The organism is Stenotrophomonas sp. 05L414_2 (assembly GCF_056397905.1).
The window spans coordinates 1-18,645 of sequence record NZ_JBFTOJ010000075.1 but is presented as its reverse complement, the minus strand read 5'-3'; the positions used below and the strand labels follow the sequence as shown (position 1 = coordinate 18,645).

The window sequence follows — 18,645 nt, the reverse complement described above, 5'->3', positions numbered from 1 at the left end:
GTCCGGTTGMGGGGGACGCTGCAAGTACGTCCATGTAAGCTCGGTCGCCGCATCCATGCGGCTCACGCCCCCTCAACCGGACCCACCCCGCCTTCGACAGTTTCCCGCGATCTGGTGGAACAGCGTCCGGCCCTGGTAGGTGTCGACCTTGGTCGACACGGATGAGTTCATTCGATATCTGACAGATGTGTCGACCAAGGTCGACACCTACCAACAGCCGCAGGAATCTGTCGGGGGTGGGGCCGTGTGGGTTGGCAGGACCGTTGGCGCCATGGATGGCGCCATCGAGCCCCCATGGACGGGTTTACGGCGTGTCCTGCCAACCCATACGGCCCCGCCCAGCCAGCAGAAAGCCAGTGCCGCTGTGGCTTTTGACGTTGCCGTTGCTTTAGGGCCTCGGCGGGTGCAGGGCGCAGCCCTGCCAACAAAAAACCCCGCTTGCGCGGGGTTCTCTGTGTACTGCGTGCAGCAGAGGCTTACGGACGGCGCGCGAGGGCCTCGACGTCCTTGGCCTTGGGCAGCAGGTCCTGCTTGGTCACGCGCAGCGCGCCGACCGTCAGCATCGGCACCGCCACCAGGATCGAGGACAGCACCACGATCACCGCACCGATCATGTGCGTCTCGGCCAGGCCTTCCATCGAACTGCCGCCGTACAGGTACAGGGCCAGTGCGGACAGGAAGAACATCACCGCGGTGATCACCGTACGCGACAGCGTCTGGTTGATCGAACGGTTCAGCACTTCCAKCGGCTCCACGCGCAGGCTGCGGAAGTTYTCGCGGACGCGGTCGAACACCACGATGATGTCGTTGATCGCAAAGCCCATCACCGACAGCAGGCCGGCCAGCACGGTCAGGTCGAACTCACGGCCGAGCAGCGACACGTAGGCCACCGTCACGATCAGGTCGAACATCGCCACGATGCTCGCGGTGACCGCGAACTTCCATTCGAAACGCACCGCGATGTAGATCAGGAAGCCGGCCAGCATGAAGATGGTGGCGTACAGGCCATTCATCGCCAGGTCCTTGCCGATCTGCGGGCCAACGAACTCGTTGCGCAGCACGGTGGCCTGGTTGTCAGCCGAAGAGACCGCCTTGACCACGGCCGCGGCAGTCGCCTTGTCTTCGGCCGAAGCGCCGCCGGTACCCGGAGCGTGCTCACCGTGCGGGGCCAGGCGGATCAGCAGGTCGGTGTTGCCACCGACGCTCTGTACCTGGGCGCCATCGAAGCCGTTCTGCTCAAGTTTGCTGCGGACGTCCTCGACATCCACCGCGTGTTCGAAGCGGGCTTCGATCAGGGTGCCGCCGGTGAAGTCCAGAGCGTAGTTGAAGCCCTTGAAGCCGATGATGCCGATCGAGGCCAGGAACACGATGATCGTGACGACCATCGCGACATGGCGCCAGCGCATGAAGTCGATCTTGGTATCGTTCGGGAGGATGTGCAGCGGAAACAGTTTCATGTGCGTGTCGTCCMGTCAGATGGCCACGTTCTGGAGCTTCTTGCGACGGCCGTAGATCAGCGTCGCCAGTGCACGCGATACGGTGATCGCGGTGAACATGGAAGCGAAAATACCGATGATCATGGTCAGCGCGAAGCCCTTCAGCGGACCGGTACCGAATGCGAACAGCGCCACACCGACGATCAGGCCGGTCAGGTTGGCGTCGAGGATGGTGCCCGACGCACGCTCGTAACCGGTCACGATCGCGGTCTTGCCCGGCACGCCGGCACGCAGTTCTTCACGGATACGCTCGTTGATCAGCACGTTGGCGTCGACCGACAGGCCGACCGACAAGGCCAGGCCGGCGAAGCCCGGCAGGGTCATGGTCGCGCCGAACAGCGACATCACCGCCACCACGATCAGCAGGTTGAACAGCATCGCGATCGAAGTAATGAGGCCGAACATGCGGTAGTAGATGGTGAAGAACACCAGGGTGAACATGAACGCATAGACCACCGCGGTGATGCCGTTCTTGACGTTCTCCGCGCCCAGGCTCGGGCCGACCACGCGCTCTTCTACGAAGTCCATCGGCGCAGCCAGCGAGCCCGACTTCAGCAGCTTGGCCAGGTCCTCGGCTTCCTTCTTCTGCAGACCGGTGGTCTGGAAGTTCTTGCCGAACACGCCGTTGATGTTGGCCACCGAGATGACTTCCTCGTTGACCTTGAAGCCACGCACTTCCTCACCGTCGACGACGGTCACGGTCGGCACGCGCTCGGTGTAGACCACCGCCATCGGCTTGTTCACGTTCGCGCTGGTGAAGTCGAACATGCGCTGGCCACCGACGTTGTTCAGCGTCACGCTGACTGCCGGGGTGCCGCTGGTGGAGTCGGTCACCGCCTGCGCGGCCACCATCTGGTCACCGGTGACGATCACGCGCTTGTTCAGCAGCACCGGACCGCCGTTGTCACGGCGCTGGTAGACCTTCGCTTCCGGCGGAATACGACCCGACGCGATGGCGTCCTGCGCGTTGCCGTCCACCACGGCCCGGTATTCCAGGGTGGCGGTGGCACCGATCATGCGCTTGGCTTCGGCCGTGTCCTGCACGCCCGGCAGCTGCACCACCACGCGATCAGCACCCTGGCGCTGGATGATCGGCTCGGACACGCCGAGCTGGTTCACGCGGTTGCGCAGGGTGTTGATGTTCTGCTCGATGGCGCCGTTGGCGATCTGCGTGATTTCCGCTTCCGGAATGGAGACCGTGATGCGGTTGCCACTGACGTCATAGCCGAGGGTCGGCTGCGCCTTGGCCAGCGCGGCGCGGGCACGGGTACCGGCGTCTTCGCCGGCCGAGGGGCTCAGGTTGGCGACGATGGTGTTGTCGGCACGACGCTCGACCGACTGGTAGGCGATGCGCGCATCACGCAGGGTGCTGCGCACGTCCTCGGTGTAGGCGTCCAGGCGCTTGTCCAGCGCGGCTTTCTGGTCGACCTGCAGCACGAAGTGCACGCCGCCCTGCAGGTCCAGGCCCAGCACCATCGGGCGGCCGCCGAGCTTGGCCAGCCAGTCCGGCACGGTCGAGGCCAGGTTCAGGGCAACCGTATAGTTCTCGCCCACGCTGTCACGCAGCGCATCGCTGGCGGCAGACTGCGACTTCAGGTCCGACAGGCGGACGATCAGGCTGTCCCCTTCCTTCTCTGCACCGATCGTGGTGACACCGGCCTTCTTCAGGTCGGCCAGCACACGGTCGCGCAGCGCATCGTCGATCTGCCCGCCACGGTTGGCGGTGATCTGGATGGCCGGGTCCTTCTGGTAGATGTTGGGCAGTGCGTACAGCGTGCTGAGCGCCAGTACGATCACGATGACGACGTACTTCCAGCGTGGAAATTCGAGCATTGCTTGGGTCCCGCGCGGCGCCATCCCCGGCGCCGCGGTTGTGCTTCAGAAAGGGAGTGGCTTACTTGGCCGAATCCAGGGTGCCGGTCGGCAGCACGCTGCCGACAGCGCCCTTCTGCACGCGGATGCGCACGTTCTCGGCCACTTCGACGGTGACGAAGTTGTCGCCGATATCGGTGACCTTGCCGGCGATGCCGCCGTTGGTCAGCACTTCGTCGCCACGCTTGATCTTCTCCAGCATGGCCTTGTGCTCCTTCTGCCGCTTCATCTGCGGGCGGATCATCAGGAAGTACATGATGGCGATCAGGATGATCGGGAACAGCAGCGTGGTCAGGCCCATGCCCTGCGGTTGGCCGCCAGCGGCCTGGGCGTGGGCGGCGGGAATCAGGAAGGCAAGCAGGTTCATCGTTGGTCCTTTGGTTGGGCGGCGCTTCGGCCGTTTCACGGGCACGAGGTGTCGACCGCGGATCTGGGTCAGCCTTGAAGTATGCCACGGCCCCGGGCGTTCGTCCTCGGGCCGTTTGGCAGGGGGTGCTGCGGGTTTACAGGGGCGGCGCTACCGCCCCGCGTGCTGCGTAGAAGGACTCGCGGAAGGCCAGGAAGGTTCCCGCCTCGATGGCTGCGCGGATGTCGGCCATCAGCTTTTCGTAATAGAAGAGGTTGTGCTGGGTGCCCAGCATCGGCGCCAGCATCTCGTTGCAGCGGTCCAGATGGCGCAGGTACGAGCGGGTATAGCCGCCGGCACAGGCCACGCAGCCACAGCCCGGCTCGATCGGGTCCATGTCCCGCGCGTACTGCGAATTGCGGATGYGGACGGTGCCAAACGAGGTGAAATAGTGGCCGTTGCGCGCATTGCGGGTCGGCATCACGCAATCGAACATGTCCACGCCGCGGGCGACACCCTCGACCAGGTCTTCAGGGCGGCCAACGCCCATCAGGTAGCGCGGACGGTCGGCCGGCAGCTCCGGGTCCAGATGGTCGAGCATGGCGTTGCGCTCGTCTTCCGGCTCGCCCACGGCCAGGCCGCCAATGGCATAGCCGTCGAAGCCGATCCCCTGCAGGGCCTCGGCCGAACGGCTGCGCAGGTCGGTRTGCACCCCGCCCTGGACAATGCCGAACAGGGCCGCATCGTTGCCCAGTTCGTCATGCGCGTTGCGGCTGCGCTGGGCCCAGCGCAGGCTCAGTTCCATCGACCGGCGGGCGACGTCCTCGGTGGCCGGGTACGGCGTGCACTCGTCGAAGATCATCACCACGTCCGAATCGAGCACCTTCTGGATCTTCATGCTCTCCTCCGGGCCCAGGAACACCCGGGCACCGTCGGTCGGCGAGGCGAAGGTCACGCCCTGCTCGGTGATCTTGCGGCGGTGGGCCAGCGAGAACACCTGGAAGCCGCCGGAGTCGGTCAGGATCGGGCCATCCCAGCGGCAGAAGCCGTGCAGGCCGCCGTGGTCGGCGATGATGTCCAGGCCCGGCCGCAGGTACAGGTGGAAGGTGTTGCCGAGGATGATCTCGGCGCCCAGCGCGCGCACCTGGTCCGGCAGGATGCCCTTGACCGAGCCATAGGTCCCCACCGGCATGAAGGCCGGCGTTTCCACCGTGCCACGCGGGAAGGTCAGGCGGCCACGGCGGGCGCGGCCATCACGGGTCTGGAGCTGGAACTGCAATCGGGACATGGAGCGGTCGTTCGGGCAAATAGTCGCCCATTGTCTCCCAAAACCGCCTTTCCTGCTCCGGTAGCGCCGGGCCATGCCCGGCGGATGACCCGCAACTGCRCCTCTCCGGGCATGGACCGGCGCTACCCACCTCAGCCCTACCCCGCCTGCGGGAACAGCAGCATCGCGTCGCCGTAGCTGAAGAAGCGGTAGCGCTGCTCGATCGCGTGCTGGTAGGCCTCGAACACGCGCTCCTTGCCGGCAAACGCCGAGATCATCATCAGCAGCGTGCTTTCGGGCAGATGGAAATTGGTCACCATCGCGTCGACGCTGCGGATCCGGTAGCCGGGGGTGATGAAGATCTGCGTTTCGCCCGCGAACGGCAGCAACTCCCCCTCACGCATCGCACTTTCCAGCGCGCGCACCACCGTCGTGCCGACGCCGATCACCCGGCCACCGGCCGCACGCGTGCGTCGCACCTGCTGCACCAGCTCGGCACCGACGTTCAGCCACTCGCGGTGCATGACGTGGTCCTTCAGGTCGTCGGCGCGCACCGGCTGGAACGTGCCTGCGCCCACGTGCAGGGTGACGTGGCCGAAATCCACGCCCTTGTCCTTCAGTGCTCCCAGCAGCGCCTCATCGAAGTGCAGGCCGGCAGTCGGTGCCGCCACGGCGCCCACTTCGCGCGCGAACACGGTCTGGTAGCGCTCGCGATCGTCCACGCCGGGCTCGCGCTGGATGTAGGGCGGCAACGGCAGCCGGCCAGCGTGCAGCAGCCACTGCTCCAGCGATTCCGGCACATGGAACTGCAGCACGTAGAACTCGCCGTCGCGCCCCAGCACTTCGGCTTCGCCACCGGCATCCAGGGCGATGCGGCTGCCGGCCTTCGGCGACTTGCTGGCACCCACCTGGGCCCGCGCCTGCTGGCCGCCGAGCAGGCGCTCGATCAGGATCTCCACGCGGCCACCGCTGGCCTTCTGCCCGAACAGGCGCGCCGGAATCACCCGGGTGTCGTTGAACACCAGCAGGTCGCCCGGTTGCAGCAGCGATGGCAGGTCGCGCACCTGCAGGTCGGTGAAGGCGGTCGGCGCCGGTGGCACCAGCAGCAGGCGGCTCGCCGAGCGTTCGGCCAAGGGGGCCTGGGCAATCAGTTCGGCCGGCAGTTCGTAATGGAAATCGGACTTCTTCAAGGCAGTGGACGGCAACAGGTCGACAATGGCGCGCATTGTACGTCCAGCGTCTGCGAGCCGGCACGAGCGAGGCCGAACGTCGCGCAAAATGCTGCTATGCAGCAGTCTTTTGCGGGGTTATCGCGCAAAAAAACAAGTGCTAGCATCGACGAGGAAGTCCGCTGCACGAGCCCGCCCCAAGCGCGCGTGAAGACGCGCGTTTTGCTTTTGAAGGCCCGTGCGACCCAACGTTTCAGGAGATCTGCAATGAGCTTCATCGAACGCCTCGCCCCCCTCCGCGCCCAGCCCGGCACCCGCCTCACCAACGGCCTGGATGACGCAACCCTGACCGCCCTCGCCGCGAACCACTCGCAGCTGGTCGCCGCGGTCGATGCCGCTGCTGCCGAATTCGCGCGCGTGCAGGCTGAGCTGGGGCCGCTGCTGGCACAGGATGAGCAGGCGCAGATCGATGCCATGCAGGACGGCTTCGTCAATTTCTACGCCGATGATGCGGTGACCCCGTACGTGGCGTTGGCCGCGCGCGGTCCGTGGGTGGTCACCCTGAAAGGCGCGGTGCTGTACGACGCTGGCGGCTACGGCATGCTGGGCTTCGGCCACACCCCGGACGCCGTCATGGAGGCGATGTCACGGCCGCAGGTGATGGCCAACATCATGACCCCCAGCCTGTCCCAGCAGCGCTTCATCACCGCGCTGCGGGCCGAGATCGGCCACCGTCGTGGCGGCTGCCCGTTCACGCGCTTCATGTGCCTGAATTCCGGCTCTGAAGCGGTTGGCCTGGCCGCGCGCATCGCCGACGTCAACGCCAAGCTGCAGACCGACCCGGGTGCCCGCCATGCCGGTGCGGCAATCAAGCGCGTAGTCATCAAGGGCAGCTTCCACGGCCGCACCGACCGACCGGCGCTGTATTCCGATTCAAGCCGCAAGACCTACATGCAGCACCTGGCCAGCTACCGTGGCGAAGAGTCGGTGATCACCGTCGCCCCGTACGACGAGGCCGGCCTGCGCAAGGTGTTCGAGGATGCCGCGCACAACAACTGGTTCATCGAAGCGGTGTTCCTGGAGCCGGTGATGGGCGAAGGTGACCCGGGCCGCTCCGTGCCGCCGGCGTTCTATGCGCTGGCCCGCGAACTGACCCGCGCCCATGGCAGCCTGCTGCTGCTGGACTCGATCCAGGCCGGCCTGCGCGCCCACGGCGTGCTGTCGGTGGTCGACTATCCCGGCTTTGAAGGCCTGGACGCGCCGGACATGGAAACCTACTCCAAGGCACTGAACGCCGCGCAGTATCCGCTGTCGGTGCTGGCCGTGACCGAGCACGCCGCGCAGCTGTACCGCAAGGGCATCTACGGCAACACCATGACCAGCAACCCGCGTGCGCTGGACGTGGCCTGCGCCACCCTGGCCCAGTTGACCCCGCAGGTCCGCGCCAACATCGCCGAGCGCGGTGCCGAGGCCGTGCGCAAGCTGGAGCAGCTGAAGAACGAACTGGGCGGCCTGATCACCAAGGTGCAGGGCACCGGCCTGCTGTTCTCCTGCGAACTGGCCCCACAGTTCAAGTGCTATGGCGCCAATTCCACCGAGGAATGGCTGCGCCAGCACGGCATCAACGTGATCCATGGTGGCGAGAACTCGCTGCGCTTCACCCCGCACTTCGGCATGGACAGCAGCGAGCTGGACCTGCTGGTAGGCATGGTGGGCCGTGCGCTGCGTGAAGGGCCGCGCCGCGAACAGGCTGCCGCCGCGTAATCCCAGACCCTCGTAGAGCCGGGCGCTGCCCGGCTGAAGGGCTGGCCGTGATCTGAACGAAATGCCGCCGGGCATGGCCCGGCGCTACAGAGAACAACGGCAAAGCCTCATAATTGCCCGGACACCCCGCCCTGCGACCGGCTTCACTGGTTGACCGCGGGGCGTTTTCGTTTCCGGCCAAGACAGGAAGATCCATGAAGTCGATCTGTGTGTACTGCGGTTCCAACGCTGGCAGCAAGCCGGTCTACACCGAACGCGCCATCGCGCTGGGCGATCGCATCGCCCGCGACGGCATGCGCCTGGTGTACGGCGGCGGCAATGTCGGTCTGATGGGTACCGTGGCCAATGCCGTGCTCGCCGCCGGCGGTGAGGTCACCGGCGTGATTCCGCGCCAGCTGGCCGACTGGGAAGTGGCCCATCGCGGCCTGACCGAACTGGAGATCGTCGGTTCGATGCATGAGCGCAAGTCGCGCATGTTCGATCTGTCCGATGGCTTCGTCGCCCTGCCCGGCGGCTTCGGCACCATGGAAGAGATCTTCGAGATGCTGACCTGGCGCCAGCTCGGCATCGGCAACAAGCCCTGCGCGTTCCTCGATGTAGACGGCTTCTATGCGCCGTTGATCGGCATGATCGATCGCATGGTGGAAGAGCGCTTCCTGCACCCCGAGCAGCGCCAGGACCTGTGGTACGGCTCGGACATCGAGGAGATGCTGGCCTGGATGAAGGACTACCAGCCGGCCCAGGCCTCGAAGTGGATCGACGAGAAGCGCCGCGCGGCGCTGCGTTGAAGACTACGTGCGCGGTGGCTCAGGCTGCCGCGCGCGTCCACGGTGCCGGCCGGCCCAGCAGGTAGCCCTGGCCGTAGTCACAGCCGAGCTCGAACAGCGTGTCACGCTGCGCCTCGGTCTCGATGCCTTCGCCGATCGTCTCGATGCCCAGCGTGCGTGCCAGCGACAGCACGCCTTCGACCAGCGCGCGCGTGCTCTGTGCCTCCGGGCCGTGCAGGCCGGCAATGAAGCTCTGGTCGATCTTCAACGTGCTGATCGGGAAACGGTGCAGGTAGGACAGCGCCGAGAAACCCGTGCCGAAATCATCCAGCTGCACCTGGATGCCGCGTTCACGCAGGCCCTTCAGGATGCGCAGCGTGTGTGGACCGTCATCGAGCAGCGCCACCTCGGTGATCTCCAGGCGCAACCGCCGCGGGTCCGCGTTGCTCGCCTCCAGCAGGCCATACAGGCGCCCGCTGAACTCGGCGGAGCGGAAATGCCGTGGCGACACGTTGACCGACACATAGCCACGCCCGCCGTCGGCAAGGCCGGCAATGACCTGCTCATAGATCAGCCAGTCGACCTGTTCGATCAGGCCACTTTCCTCACCCAGTTCCAGGAACGCGCCTGGCAGCAGCAGCCCACGGCGCTCGTGCTTCCAGCGCAGCAGGGCCTCGTGGCCGACCACCTCGCCGTCGGAGAGGCGCACGATCGGCTGGTAGAACGGCACGAAATCACGGTTGTTGATCGCCCGCCGCAGGTCGGCCTCGAGATCCAGGCTGCGCAGCGCCTGCTCGCGCATCTCCTCATCGAAGATCGAGCAGCGGTCGTGGCCTTGGGCCTTGGCCCGGTACATCGCCGCATCGGCGTCGCGCAGCAGTTCCTCGCCGGTGCGATAGCGCGGGTTCCACAAGGCGATGCCCAGGCTGCCGGAGGGGAACAGCTCGCGACCGGCGATCCACATCGATTCCTGCAGTGCCAGCAACAGCCGCTGGCCGAAATCCAGCGCCTGCGCCAGGCCCTCCGGACAGTGCAGCAGCACGGCGAACTCATCACCGCCCAGGCGCGCCACCACATCATTGTCGCCGGCCATGGACACGATGCGCTTGGCTACTTCCACCAGCATGCGATCGCCGGCGGCGTGACCGATGCTGTCGTTGACCAGCTTGAAGCGGTCAAGGTCCAGGAACAGCACCGCGAACACCGGGCCACCTTCGCGCCGGGCCAGCGCCAGCGCATCCTGCAGCCTGTCCAGCAGGTGCAGGCGATTGGGCAGTCCGGTCAGCGCGTCGTGCATCGCCTGGTGGGTCAGTCGCTGCTCGGCGCGCAGGCGCTCGCCGATCTGGCCCAGCAGTTTTTCGTTCACCTCGCCCAGCTCGCGGGTGCGCTCCTCCACCCGCTTTTCCAGCTCGGCATGCGCCGAGCGCAGTCGTTGCTGGTCGCGCTGGCGCGCAAGACCGGTGCCGATGTTCTGCGCAACGAAGATCAGCAGGCGCTGGTCATGCACGCTGAAGGCGATCTGCTCGGTATAACTCTGCACCACGATCGCACCGACCACTTCGTCGTCGCGCAGCAACGGCACGCCGAGCCAGCACTGCGAACGTGCGCCGGATTCGCGCACCTCGCCGGTTTCCAGCAGCGCATCGATCTGCGCACGCGAGGCCAGCAGGGGCCGACGATGGCGGACCACATACTCGGTCAGGCCGCGACTGAACGCGCGCGGTGCACGACTCGCGTTGTGCTCGTCGACCGAATAGACGAAATCCAGCCCATCGCCCTCGGCATTGACCAGCGCGATATAGAAATTGCGCGCATCCAGCAAGCGCCCGACCACGCCGTGCACCTGCCCGTAGAACTGCGCCAGGCTGTCGGCCGACATCGCCATTTCGGCGATGTTGTACAGCGCGGTCTGCAACTGCTCGGCGCGGCGGCGCTCGGCCACTTCATCCTGCAGGCTGAGATTGGCGCGCTGCAGTTCCTGCGTGCGGCGTTCCACCTGCTGCTCCAGCCGCACCTGCGCCTGGCGGCGGTCCATGGCGGTCTGCACGTGCTGGGCGACAAAACCCAGCAGGGCCCGTTCGGCCTCGCCGTAGCGGTCGGCATGCTCGTAGCTCTGCACCACGATCGCACCACACACCCGGCCATCGCGCAGCATCGGCACGCCCAGCCAGTCCAGGCTTTCCGGACCCCGCTGCGGGTCGTGCTCCTGGTCTACCCGCGCCAGCAGTTCGCGCGAAGGCCCGCTCAACGGCCGGCCATGCCGCAGCAGCGCTACTGTCAGGCTGCGCGGCATCTGGTCGATGTCGTAGCCTTGGGCAGGATCGGCGACGAAATCATCGACCTGGTCGGCGAAGTACAGGAAGCGGATCTGCCGGCGGGCATCGTCATACTCGACGATGTAGCAGTTCTGCGCGTACATCAGCGTGCCCAGCACGCCATGCACGTGGCGCAGCATCTCGCTCATTTCCAGGTCGGCACCGGCCAGGTCGGCAATCTGGAACAGGGCCTGCTGCAACCRCTCAGCTTCTTCCAGCGCCTTGATCTGCCCCGCCTGGCGGCCCCGCTGCAGGGCCAGCTCCATGGCCTGCCGGGCCAGCCCCCACCAGGCCGGGGAAGGCGTCGCGCCGCGTACCGACAGCAGCAGCCGGGCGCCGTCGTATTCCCAGCCGTGGCGGCCTTCAGCGTGGTCGGCCAGCGGCTGCCAGATGTCCTCCTCGCCGCCGCCGATCGGCCAACCGCCCTGCCCGCTGCCGAGCTGCGGATCGTCCCAGCCGACGCGCACGATCGCCGTTTCCGGCAGCAGCGCATGCAGCGCGCGCACCAGCGCTGCGCTCAGCACAGGCTCGTTGTTTGACGCTTCCAGCGCGCGGTCGGCTTCGGTGGACAAATGACGTTCTCTTGGCGCCGCCTGAGCGCCGCCTCCCCTGAATTACCGAGCATAACGCGCCACCCGGGGGGCAATGGAAGCCCGGCAACCCCGAAACGTGCCCTCGGGCGTTTTTCCTGTTGATCCCCTCCCGGTTCCTGCCGTGACTGTCGCCCTGTCCCACCCCATCGCTGGCTATGCGCCACCGCCTGCAGGGCTTACCCTGTACGGCGTGGATGCCAGCGCCCTGCCAACCGATGAAGCCTTGATGCTGGCCTGGGCCGCCGGTGAAGTGCACGCGTTCGAAAGCCTGTATGCCCGTCATCGCAAGCGCCTGTTCGGCTTCCTGCTGCGGCAGCTGCGCGACACCGCGCTGGCCGAGGAGATGTTCCAGGACGTCTGGCAGCGGGTGATCAGCGCGCGTGCAGGCTGGCAGGCCGATGCAGCCTTCAGCACCTGGCTGTTCCGCATCGCCCACAACCGCCTGAATGACCACTGGCGCGCCGCCCGCCATCGCCCCCCTGCACCGGCCGATGCCGATCTGCGCCTGGCCGCGCTGGAAGATGGGCAGACACCGGAAGCGGAATTGTCCGAATTCGAGCAACGTCGCCGCATCCAGCTGGCGATGGAAGAACTGCCCGCAGAACAGCGCGAAGTGCTGCAGCTGCGGCTGGAACAGGAACTGAGCCTGGAGGAGATCGGCCAGATCACCGGCGTTGGCCGGGAAACCGTGAAATCGCGGCTGCGCTATGCGATGGACAAGCTGCGTGCGGGACTGAACGCATGAACCGAGACGATGCACTGACGCCGGAAGAACGCGAACTGGCACGCCTGCTTGGGCGCCGCACCGAACAGGGCCCTCCGCCGGCACTGGATGCGGCGATCCTCGCCGCTGCGCGTGCGGCCGTGGAGACGCCAGCACGCGAGGCGGCCCCAGCGCCGGCGGCACCGCGCACGCTGCGCCCGCGCCGCCGCTGGCCGGCCGTGTTCGGCGTGGCCGCATCGGCGGTGTTCGCCGTTGGCATCGCCTGGCAGATGCGTCCAGAGCCGCCCTCGGCCCCTGCCGAGGCAGTTGCCACCGCGCCGGCTGCACAGGAAATGGCGGCCGATGCGAGCGCCGAAGGCACGGCCTACGACAGCGCGGCCGCCGATGTCGCGGCCACCGAAGCCGCACCGGTACCTGCACCGGTACCTGCACCGGCCGCAGCACCGGCACCTGCGGCGGCCAAGGCAGCACCGGCTCCGGCACCAGCCATCGCGGAGGCGGTGAAACCCGCGCCTGCCGCACCCCGGCAGGCACCTGCTCCGATGATGGCGCCGGCACCGCCACCTGCGCCGGCAGCCGACACAGCGTTTGCGCCGCCTCCGATGCCAGCGGCAGCGCCCCCCGCGGCCGAAGCCTATTCGGCACCTGCGCCTGCGGCCCCTGCCGCGGCGATGAGGGCCCGCAAGGCCACTGCGGCGGCGGCCGAATCCATGCCCTCCGCGCAGGCCACGGCCGAAGACCGCGTCGCGCTCACCGCGGCCAAGCAGGACGCGGCCGGCAGAACCGCGCCTGGCGTCATGCGCCGCGCAAGCGACGCGAACCTCAGCGCGGACGCGGTACAGGCCGAAGTGCAGGCCGATGCCCGGCTGCCACGCCGGCAATGGCTGCAGAAGATCCGCGAGCGCCGCGACGCCGGCCAGCGCGACCTGGCCCGGGCGAGCCTGGAGCGTTACCTGCAGACGTATCCAGAGGCGCGCCTGCCAAAGGATGTGCGACCGTTGCTGGACGACTGAAGCACATCGGCGGCAAGCCCGTAGAATGAAGGGAATGCCCGATACCCTCGCCCAACCGGTCAACCACACCCTGGACGTCAAGCACAGTCGCTTCATCGCGCATGCCGCGCCGATCGAGAGCGCGTCTGCGGCGATGGCATTTCTGCAGGACGTATCGGTAGCCGATGCGACCCACAACTGCTGGGCCTACCGGCACGGCCAGGACTATCGCTCCAGCGATGACGGCGAGCCCGCCGGCACCGCGGGCCGCCCGATCCTGGCCGCCATCGATGGGCAGGGATTCGACCGGGTGATGGTGGTGGTCACCCGCTGGTTCGGCGGCATCAAGCTGGGCGCCGGTGGCCTGGTCCGGGCTTACGGCGGCGCCGCTGCCGAATGCCTGCGCACCGCGCCGCGCCTGCCACTGGTGGCGATGGCGCGGCTGCAGCTGGTGGCTGGATTCGAGGACCTGGGCGCGCTGCATGCGGCCCTGCCGGCCCACGCGGCCGAAAAGCGCGATGAACAGTTCGATGCCAATGGCGTGAGATTGYGGGTGGAATTGCCCGCAGACCAGGTCGACGCATTGAAAATCCGCCTGCGCGACGCCACCCGTGATCGTATCCGTATCCAAGATGACCCCTTCGATGACTGACAAGGACGCACCGGCGACCGACCCGGCCTCCCCGCCGCTGCGCCGCCTCGGCAGCCTGCGCACACTGTGGCCGTTCGTGCGCCGCCACAGCGGATTGTTCAGCGCCTGGCTGCTGGCCCTGGCCGTTTCTTCAGCGGCGACCCTGAGCCTGCCGCCGGCGGTGAAGCAGATGATCGACCACGGCTTCAGCAGCGGTGGCCAGATCAACCGTGCCTTTGCATTGCTGATGCTGGTCGCTGTGGTGCTGGCGTTGGCGACGGCGGCGCGCTTCTACTTTGTTTCGCTGCTCGGCGAGAAGGTCGTGGCGGATCTGCGCAGCCGGCTGTACGCGCACCTGATCCAGCTCGGCGCCGGCTTCCACGACCGCAGCCGCAGCGGCGAGCTGGTTTCGCGCCTGACCGCCGACAGCGAACTGCTGCGCAGCGTGGTCGGCTCGACCATGTCCGTGGCGCTGCGCAGCAGTGTCACCGTGGTCGGCAGCCTGGCGATGCTGTTCGTCACCAGTCCGCGGCTGGCCGCCTGGTCGCTGCTCGGCATCCCGCTGGCAGTGCTGCCGATCATCATCGGCGCGCGCAAGCTGCGTACCATCGCGCGCAGCAGCCAGGACCGCATTGCCGATGCCAACAGCCTGGCCAGCGAAACGCTGGGCGCGGTGCGCACCGTGCAAGCGCATGCGCGCGAACCCTATGAACGCGGCCGTTTCGACCATGCGCTGGGCGATGCGATCCGTGCCGCGCGCCGGCGCATCGGCGCGCAGTCGCTGGTGACCGCCAGCGCCATCCTGCTGGTGTTCGGTGCGATTGTCGGGGTGTTGTGGCTGGGCGCGCACGACGTCATCGACGGGCGGCTCAGCGCCGGTACGTTGGGCCAGTTCGTGCTGTACGCACTGATCGGTGGTGGTTCGGTCGGTGCGCTGGCCGAAGTGTGGAACGAACTGCAGCGCGCATCCGGCGGCATGGGCCGCATCGGCGAGCTGCTGCAGGAAGACATCGAGATCCGTGCGCCGGCCAAGCCGCGTGCGCTGCCGCAGCCGCTGCGTGGCGAGATCCGTTTCGACGACGTGCTATTCAACTACCCGCAGCGACCGGACCAGGCCGCGCTGGATCATTTCAACCTGCACGTGCGGCCGGGTGAAACCGTCGCCCTGGTCGGCCCGTCAGGCGCCGGCAAGAGCACGGTGCTGTCGATGCTGCTGCGCTTCCACGATCCGGCAAGCGGCCGCATCTGCGTGGACGGCATCGATGTGCGCGAGGTCGATCCGGCCGAGCTTCGCGCGCAGCTGGCGCTGGTGCCGCAGCAGCCGACATTGTTCGCCTCCAGTGCACGCGACAACATCCGCTATGGTCGGCTGGAGGCCAGTGACGCCGAGGTGGAGGACGCAGCCCGTGCCGCCGAGGCCGACGCCTTCCTGCGTGCGCTGCCAGAGGGCTACGACAGCGAACTGGGCGAGCGCGGTGCCCGCCTGTCCGGTGGCCAGCAGCAGCGCGTGGCGATCGCCCGCGCCTTGCTGAAGGACGCACCGATCCTGCTGCTCGACGAAGCCACCAGCGCGCTGGATGCACAGAGCGAACATGGCGTGCAGCAGGCGCTGGAACGCTTGATGGCGGGGCGCACCACGGTGGTCATCGCCCATCGGCTGGCGACCGTGCTGAAGGCCGACCGCATCGTGGTGATGGACCATGGCCGTATCGTGGCCGAAGGCACGCATACGCAGCTGCTGGCTGAAGGCGGCCTGTATGCGGAGCTTGCACGCCTGCAGTTCATCGATTGATGACGGCCGGCTAACACCGGCCGGATCACTCTGGCGGCGTAGCGAAGAACCACTGAAGGAGGCCAAGCATGTCGTTCCGTCAGTTCCCCGCTGTCGACAGCAATGGCGAAAGCCACATCATCATCGAGTTCAAGCCCGAGGCCAGCGGCAGTGGGCATGGCTCCGAAGCGACGCCGCGTTATGAGCTTGATGACGGACGCCAGCTGGTACGCAACGGCCGCGAGTTCACCACCAGCGGCGGCGAGGTCAGGTTGTCGATCTAGCGATCCACCGCAGAGCCGGGCATGCCCCGGCTCTACTGCTGTTCCGGACAGAAAAAAGGTTGGTCATTTTTTGACCAACCATCTTGACAGCCTTGCACGCCAAGGCCTGCCGCAGGTTATCCACATGTTTGCGCAGAAGCCATCCACACGCCCTGTGGATGAATGGCGTTACGCCAGCACCCGGCCGATCCCGCTGGCATCCACTTCGGCCGCGGCTGCCGCGATAGCCCCTGGCTCGCTGCCGGCCACGAAACCGATGCGGAAATGCACTTCGCCGGCAGGCGTGCGCGAGGAGTGGATCGAGGCGAGGCTGATGCCGTGCTGCTCGAACACGTTCAGCAGCTCACGCAACGAACCGGCGCGGTCTTCAGGCAGATGTACCGACAGTGCATTGCGCTCGGTCAGGTCGGCCAGCAGATAGCCGACGCGCTCGAAGGTGTAGTTGCCCGCAGCCAGCGCCTGATCGCCGAAGGCACTCCTGTTGGCCTCCAGCAGGTGATCGCGGAACGCGCCCCGCGCAGCGTCGTCGCCCTGCCCCACCTGTACCTGCAGCGTCTGCAGCTGGCCGATCAGGCGTTGCAGCATCGGCGCCACATACGGATTGCCGAACTGGATGTCTTCGTAGATCGCCGGATTCAACGACAGGATGCGCGAGATGATCGCCGTATCCAGTTCGAACGAGGCCGATCGATACGGCAGCATCGCCGCCAGCGTGCCCAGCTGCGGTTGGTACTCGCGCAGCACACCTGCCTGGGCCAAGTGGGTCGCATGCACCATCGCCTGCACCAGCGCCATCATCTGGTCATGGTGCTGCGGGGTGGCGCGCACGCATTCGGCCTGCAGTGCCAGGCACAACGCGTCCACCCAGGGCCGCCAATGCAGCAGCCTGGCCTCGCAGACCACCATCACCCGGCCCTTCAGGGTCGGCGCCTTGGGCGGCGCCGTCATCGGATGCAGGCCCACCACTTCGGCGCACGAGGCCAGCATCGCCTGCACCGGCGCTTCCTTCACCGAGGTCACATCCAGCCACAAGCGTTCCTGCTCGCGGCCCGCCGACAGGCGCGCGTACTCGGCGATCAACGTGGACGTGTGCCGGATCGGTGCGGAGAACACCAACACGTCGGCCTGTTCCAGCAACTGCTCCGGCGCATGCGAACCCGGATCGGCCGGATCGTGGCCGATCACGCGCACCTGCATGTGCTGTTCGAAGAACCGGGTCAGCCAGCGTCCATAGGCGCCGGCACTGCCGACGATGCCGACCGTGCGCGGCGTGCGTTCGTGCAGATCGCTCATGCCAGCCGTTCGGCGCGGAAGCGCAAGCCGTCGGCCAGTGCCGCCGGTGCGGCCGCGATCACGTCGAACTCTTCGAAGCCGTGGGCCAGGGTCGCCTCCAGCGCCGCATGGGTGCCGGCGATGGCCCGCGAGATGGCCATCTGCATCGGCTCACCGCGCAGCAGGAAGGACACCATCAGCGACATCAGCACGTCGCCGGTGCCTGCCACATCCACCGGCAGCAGCGGCGAGGTCCAGCGCCAGGTTTCCTCGCGACCCACAGCCAGCGTCACCAGTTCGCCCGGATTGCCGCCGACGCTGTGTGCCAGCACCCACTGCGGCCCGCGTGCCAGCAGCGCGCGCGAAGCAGCAATGGCATCGGCTTCGGCCAGCGCCGGCATGCCGGTCAGGCGACCGAGTTCGAAGGCATTCGGGGTAACCAGCCATGCATGCGGCAGCAGGCGCTCAGCGAAGATCGCTTCCAGTCCCGGCTCCACGTAGGGACCGGTGTGGGTATCGCCGATCACCGGGTCCAGACAGTAGCGCAGCTGCGGACATGCCGGCAGGATCTCGTCCAGCCAATCAGCAAAGGCCGCACCGTTGGCAGCGCTGCCGAAGTAACCGGAGACCAGCATCTTCGCCCGCTGCGGAAGACCCCGTTCATGCGTGCCGAGCAGCAGATCGGCAAACCAGTCGCTGGGCAGCACACGGCCAYGGGTGGTCTCGTAGAACGGTGCATTGCTCAGCAGCGTGGTCGGGATCGAGGCCACGCGCACGCCGAGCGCACGCATCGGGGGCAGCGCGGCGCTGTTGCCGGCATGGCCGTAGACCAGTTGTGATTGGACCGAAATGACATCGATCGGCGAAGGGCCGTCGGGCCGCTGGCGGCGGCCGTGGACCAGGTGGTTGTCGAGGGATTCGCTCATGCCCGCATTCTACGCCCAAGGGGGGTTTCGGCAGGGCTGCGCCCTGCACCTGCAGAGGCAACAGCCACAGCCAAAGCCGAGGCAACAGCAACAGCGGCACTCCGAGGAATGGCGGGGCACTGTGGGTTTGCGGGGACGCCGTGAATCCATCCCTGGAGGCTTGGTCGCCGCATCCATGCGGCTCACACCCCGCAAACCCAAAGTCCCCCGCCTTCGAAAGTACCCCCGCGAGCAGTAGATCCACGCCATGCGTGGATGAATCTCTGTCCAACTCGAATATTCAAATCCAAATCGAAAATCGTCCACGCATGCCGTGGATCTACGTGTCGACCAAGGTCGACACYCACCAASAGCAAGTCATGCCATCCCGACAGATTGCGGAGATCTGTCGAAGGCGGGGTGGGTCCGGTYGCGGGGGTGTCCGCGGCATGGATGCCGCGGCCAAGCCTCCAGGGA

Annotated in this window: 15 protein-coding genes; 7 read left to right on the top strand and 8 right to left on the bottom strand. The window is 67.0% G+C overall.

The window, feature by feature from the left end:
- Positions 1-476: 476 nt before the first annotated feature.
- The 5 genes from secF to queA all read right to left on the bottom strand — a co-directional run bounded on the left by secF (position 477) and on the right by queA (position 6,207).
- Positions 477-1,457: a protein translocase subunit SecF gene (gene secF / locus AC1DJN_RS12210; protein ID WP_478039254.1), complete on the bottom strand. Its 981-nt coding sequence runs from the start codon at positions 1,455-1,457 to the stop codon at positions 477-479.
- 15 nt (positions 1,458-1,472) lie between these two features.
- The gene (secD, locus tag AC1DJN_RS12205) at positions 1,473-3,329 is read right to left on the bottom strand and encodes a protein translocase subunit SecD (RefSeq protein WP_313115395.1); all 1,857 of its coding nucleotides are present in this window, start codon (positions 3,327-3,329) and stop codon (positions 1,473-1,475) included.
- A 61-nt stretch (positions 3,330-3,390) separates the two neighbouring features.
- Positions 3,391-3,735 carry a preprotein translocase subunit YajC gene (yajC, locus tag AC1DJN_RS12200; protein ID WP_025875124.1) on the bottom strand — a complete coding sequence of 115 codons (345 nt, stop codon included), beginning with the start codon at positions 3,733-3,735 and terminating at the stop codon, positions 3,391-3,393.
- Between the two features lie 136 nt (positions 3,736-3,871).
- Positions 3,872-5,002: a tRNA guanosine(34) transglycosylase Tgt gene (gene tgt / locus AC1DJN_RS12195; protein WP_478039253.1), complete on the bottom strand. Its 1,131-nt coding sequence runs from the start codon at positions 5,000-5,002 to the stop codon at positions 3,872-3,874.
- 137 nt (positions 5,003-5,139) lie between these two features.
- Positions 5,140-6,207 carry a tRNA preQ1(34) S-adenosylmethionine ribosyltransferase-isomerase QueA gene (queA, locus tag AC1DJN_RS12190; RefSeq protein ID WP_032977618.1) on the bottom strand — a complete coding sequence of 356 codons (1,068 nt, stop codon included), beginning with the start codon at positions 6,205-6,207 and terminating at the stop codon, positions 5,140-5,142.
- 210 nt (positions 6,208-6,417) lie between these two features.
- Here queA and AC1DJN_RS12185 point away from each other — a divergent pair, with 210 nt between their 5' ends.
- The gene (locus tag AC1DJN_RS12185) at positions 6,418-7,914 is read left to right on the top strand and encodes an aminotransferase class III-fold pyridoxal phosphate-dependent enzyme (RefSeq protein ID WP_032977620.1); all 1,497 of its coding nucleotides are present in this window, start codon (positions 6,418-6,420) and stop codon (positions 7,912-7,914) included.
- A gap of 194 nt (positions 7,915-8,108) precedes the next feature.
- Entirely contained in the window at positions 8,109-8,702 is a 594-nt protein-coding gene (locus AC1DJN_RS12180; protein WP_032977621.1) for an LOG family protein, read from the top strand.
- A 19-nt stretch (positions 8,703-8,721) separates the two neighbouring features.
- Here the strand turns inward: AC1DJN_RS12180 and AC1DJN_RS12175 are convergent, their stop codons facing one another.
- Positions 8,722-11,568 carry a bifunctional diguanylate cyclase/phosphodiesterase gene (locus tag AC1DJN_RS12175; protein WP_478039252.1) on the bottom strand — a complete coding sequence of 949 codons (2,847 nt, stop codon included), beginning with the start codon at positions 11,566-11,568 and terminating at the stop codon, positions 8,722-8,724.
- 247 nt (positions 11,569-11,815) lie between these two features.
- On the opposite strand from AC1DJN_RS12175, the gene AC1DJN_RS12170 reads away from it, so the two are divergent.
- The 5 genes from AC1DJN_RS12170 to AC1DJN_RS12150 all read left to right on the top strand — a co-directional run bounded on the left by AC1DJN_RS12170 (position 11,816) and on the right by AC1DJN_RS12150 (position 15,991).
- Positions 11,816-12,334, top strand: a complete 519-nt coding sequence (locus AC1DJN_RS12170) for an RNA polymerase sigma factor (RefSeq protein WP_229291374.1) — start codon at positions 11,816-11,818, stop codon at positions 12,332-12,334.
- Positions 12,331-13,326 carry a hypothetical protein gene (locus tag AC1DJN_RS12165; protein ID WP_442251606.1) on the top strand — a complete coding sequence of 332 codons (996 nt, stop codon included), beginning with the start codon at positions 12,331-12,333 and terminating at the stop codon, positions 13,324-13,326. Before AC1DJN_RS12170 ends, AC1DJN_RS12165 begins: the two co-directional genes overlap by 4 nt.
- A 34-nt stretch (positions 13,327-13,360) precedes the next feature.
- Positions 13,361-13,957: an IMPACT family protein gene (locus AC1DJN_RS12160; RefSeq protein ID WP_478039251.1), complete on the top strand. Its 597-nt coding sequence runs from the start codon at positions 13,361-13,363 to the stop codon at positions 13,955-13,957.
- The gene (locus tag AC1DJN_RS12155; protein ID WP_032977633.1) at positions 13,950-15,728 is read left to right on the top strand and encodes an ABC transporter transmembrane domain-containing protein; all 1,779 of its coding nucleotides are present in this window, start codon (positions 13,950-13,952) and stop codon (positions 15,726-15,728) included. Before AC1DJN_RS12160 ends, AC1DJN_RS12155 begins: the two co-directional genes overlap by 8 nt.
- A 68-nt stretch (positions 15,729-15,796) precedes the next feature.
- Positions 15,797-15,991: a hypothetical protein gene (locus tag AC1DJN_RS12150; RefSeq protein ID WP_025875144.1), complete on the top strand. Its 195-nt coding sequence runs from the start codon at positions 15,797-15,799 to the stop codon at positions 15,989-15,991.
- A gap of 168 nt (positions 15,992-16,159) precedes the next feature.
- Here the strand turns inward: AC1DJN_RS12150 and AC1DJN_RS12145 are convergent, their stop codons facing one another.
- Together AC1DJN_RS12145 and pdxY are read right to left on the bottom strand one after the other, a co-directional pair.
- The gene (locus tag AC1DJN_RS12145) at positions 16,160-17,284 is read right to left on the bottom strand and encodes a prephenate dehydrogenase (RefSeq protein WP_025875146.1); all 1,125 of its coding nucleotides are present in this window, start codon (positions 17,282-17,284) and stop codon (positions 16,160-16,162) included.
- On the bottom strand, positions 17,281-18,189 hold the full coding sequence (gene pdxY, locus AC1DJN_RS12140) for a pyridoxal kinase (protein ID WP_478039250.1): 909 nt from the start codon (positions 18,187-18,189) through the stop codon (positions 17,281-17,283). The genes AC1DJN_RS12145 and pdxY overlap by 4 nt, the downstream gene beginning before the upstream one ends.
- Positions 18,190-18,645: the final 456 nt, after the last annotated feature.